General features: G+C 65.8%; 1 protein-coding gene. It reads right to left on the minus strand.

The genetic code is table 11. From position 1 onward, the window contains the following. Window positions 1–124: 124 nt before the first annotated feature. Window positions 125–3,191: Rne/Rng family ribonuclease (locus QZ213_RS26465; protein ID WP_291689007.1), on the minus strand; the 3,067-nt coding region annotated here is incomplete at its 5' end.

Raw genomic sequence — 3,191 nt, forward strand, 5'->3', positions numbered from 1 at the left:
GAAGCGGACATGGCCAGGCGTTCTCTGTTGATTAGATTTGTGGGTACACGCCGCGGTTCAATAGGCGGCAAGCAAGAACCGCCCGGTTTTGCCGGGCGGTTCTTCCTTTTCGAAACCAGTTGTCTTATTCGCCGTTGCCGAAGCGCCGCGACCACCATCCGGCGCGGCGGGGCTGGGTTGTCTCGGCAGCCGGCTGGGTCGGCGGCGAGATAGGGCCAGGGGCCGGCGCCGGTTCGACAGCCTGGCCGTGGCTGACGGGCGAAGGCGAAGCAGGCTGGGCATCGACCAGGAAGCTCACCTTCTCACGTACCGTGGAACGTCGCCGTGCGGCGGCTCTTTCGGCTTCCTGGGCGGTCTCCGCCTCGGTGCCGATAGCCGCACGAGCCGGCTCCGGCTGGCCGCGTTCCACGGGCTGCTGCTCGGGCGCAGGCGCAATCGACTCGGGCTGCACCATCGGCGGCGACGGCAGGGTTGGGTTGCCGTCGAAATCGGCTACAGCGCTCGATACTTCCGGAGCCGCTGCCGGTCCGAGTTCGTCCGCAATCGATCCGGCGAGGCCATCCTCCAGCCCGCCACGCCGGCGGCGTCCGCCTCGGCGTCCCCGACGGCGGGGGCGCCGCTCGCCGTTCGGCGCCTGATCGGCACGCGCCTGGCCCGGTTGCTCGTCGGATTCCTCTTCGTCGGATTCGCCGTCTTCTGCCGTGACGCCAGCAGCCGCTTCCAACGGAATGCGCGCGGTTTCGTTGTCATCGCGGGCAGGCGCGCCTTCGCGCGGCTCACCGGAACGCCCGCGCCGCCGCCGCCGCCGCTTGCGCCGGGGGCTGCCATCGGCTTCCGTTTCGCCGCCGCCCTCTTCCCCGGCACCGGTTTCGGCTTCGTCGGTCAGGCCTTCGGTCTCGTCGGTTTCCACTTCCGATTCGACTTCGATGTCGAACGGCTCTTCCTCGTCATAGGCTTCCTCGACCTGCGGCGGGTAGGCCGCAACCTGCGCCGCCAGCAGTGCTTTCGCTGCTTCCAGCGTGTGCACCTGTTCGCCGCGATCGATGATGAACGACTGCTGGGCGCTCACGGTCGGGTCGGCGATCACGGCGAGCGTGACCTTGAAGCTGCTTTCGAGATCGCGCAGATGGCCGCGCTTGTGGTTGAGGACGTAGAGCGCCACGTCGGTCCGGGTCCGCACCACAAGGTTGTGGGTAGCGCCCTTCATCAGGATTTCCTCGAGCCCGCGCAGCAGTTGCAGTGCGACCGAAGATACCGAGCGCACGTGACCGCTGCCGCCGCATTGCGGACAGGGCTCGGTCGAGCTCTCCAGCACGCTGGCGCGGATGCGCTGGCGCGACATTTCCAGAAGGCCGAAATGCGAGATGCGCCCGACCTGGATCCGCGCGCGGTCCTGCCGCAGGCAATCGCTGAGCTTGCGTTCCACCGAACGGTTGTTGCGTTTCTCGTCCATGTCGATGAAGTCGATGACGATCAGCCCCGCGAGGTCGCGCAGACGGAGTTGCCGCGCGACTTCCTCCGATGCCTCGAGGTTGGTCTTGAGGGCGGTGTCTTCGATATGGTGTTCGCGGGTTGAACGGCCGGAGTTGACGTCGATCGACACCAGCGCCTCGGTCTGGTTGATCACGATGTAGCCGCCGGAGCGCAATTGCACGGTCGGCGAGAACATCGCATCGAGCTGGCTCTCGACGCCCATCCGCGAGAACAGCGGCTGGCCATCGCGATACTGCTTCACCGCCCGCACGTTCGAGGGCATCAGCATCTTCATGAAATCGCGGGCTTCCTGATAACCGGCTTCGCCGGCGACCAGGATCTCGTCGATTTCCTTGTTGTAGAGATCGCGCAGCGACCGCTTGATCAGCGAGCCTTCCTCGTAGACCAGCGTCGGCGCCTGCGACTTAAGAGTCATGTCGCGCACGGTTTCCCACATGCGGATCAGATATTCGAAGTCGCGCTTGATCTCGGGCTTGGTGCGGGACGCGCCAGCGGTGCGCAGGATGATGCCCATGCCCTCGGGTACGTCGAGGTCCTGCACCACTTCCTTCAGGCGCGAGCGATCCTGCGCGGATGTGATCTTGCGGCTGATGCCGCCGCCGCGCGCGGTGTTGGGCATCAGGACCGCGTAGCGGCCCGCCAGCGACAGATAGGTGGTCAGCGCCGCGCCCTTGTTGCCGCGTTCTTCCTTGACGACTTGCACCAGCATCACCTGGCGGCGCTTGATGACTTCCTGGATCTTGTATTGACGGCGCGGGCGGAAGGCGCGCTCCGGCACTTCTTCCAGCACGTCGTCGCCGCCGACGGATTCGACGACTTCTTCCTCGGCCTCGTCGCCCTCGTCTTCATCGTCGTGGTTTTCGTCGCCATGCGGCGCTTCCGCGTGATCCGCCGCGGCGGCCTCGCCATCGCCGTGTTCGGCGCGGTGGGCATCGTCGGCATGCGCCGCGTTTTCGAGCGCGTGGGCTTCATGATGCCCACGATGTGCGTGTTCTTCTTCCTCTTCTTCGTGCGCTTCCGCGGCGGACGCCTCGACGGCGGCCGTATCGGGCAAGGTCACCGCCGCAAGCGTCTCGCTCGGGTGAGTCTCGGTGCCCTGGTCATCCCCGTGGTCGTGCTCATCGTGGGCATGTTCATGATGGTCGTGGTCATGATGCCCGGCGTCATCATGATGTTCGGCGTCGGCATGGTGAGGCTCGGCGTCGTGGACGTGACCGTTCTCGGCGTACGGGCCTTCGGCGTTCGACCCCTCATGTTCGTGTCCCTGTTCCTGGCCTTCATACGACGGAGCAGCCTGCGACGGCTCAAGGCTCGCGTTCTCGACGATCTCGCTCTGGATACGCTCGCCATTGCCGCGGCGGCGCGAATTGCGGTGGCGCGGACGGCGGCCCCGGCTGGAGCGGTTCTCGCTCTCCTCTTCGGCCTCGCGGTGGGCGCGTTCGTCAGCCTCGATCAGGGCCTGACGATCGGCGACCGGAATCTGATAATAGTCCGGGTGGATTTCGCTGAAGGCGAGAAAGCCGTGACGGTTGCCACCGTATTCGATGAAGGCAGCCTGCAGCGACGGCTCTACGCGCGTGACCTTGGCGAGATAGATATTGCCGCGCAGTTGCTTGCGCTGGGCGGTCTCGAAATCAAATTCTTCGACGCGATTGCCGCGGACCACGACGACCCGGGTCTCTTCCGGGTGGGTAGCA

Source organism: Bradyrhizobium sp., assembly GCF_017881085.1.
In the GTDB taxonomy this organism is placed as follows: Bacteria; Pseudomonadota; Alphaproteobacteria; order Rhizobiales; family Xanthobacteraceae; genus Bradyrhizobium.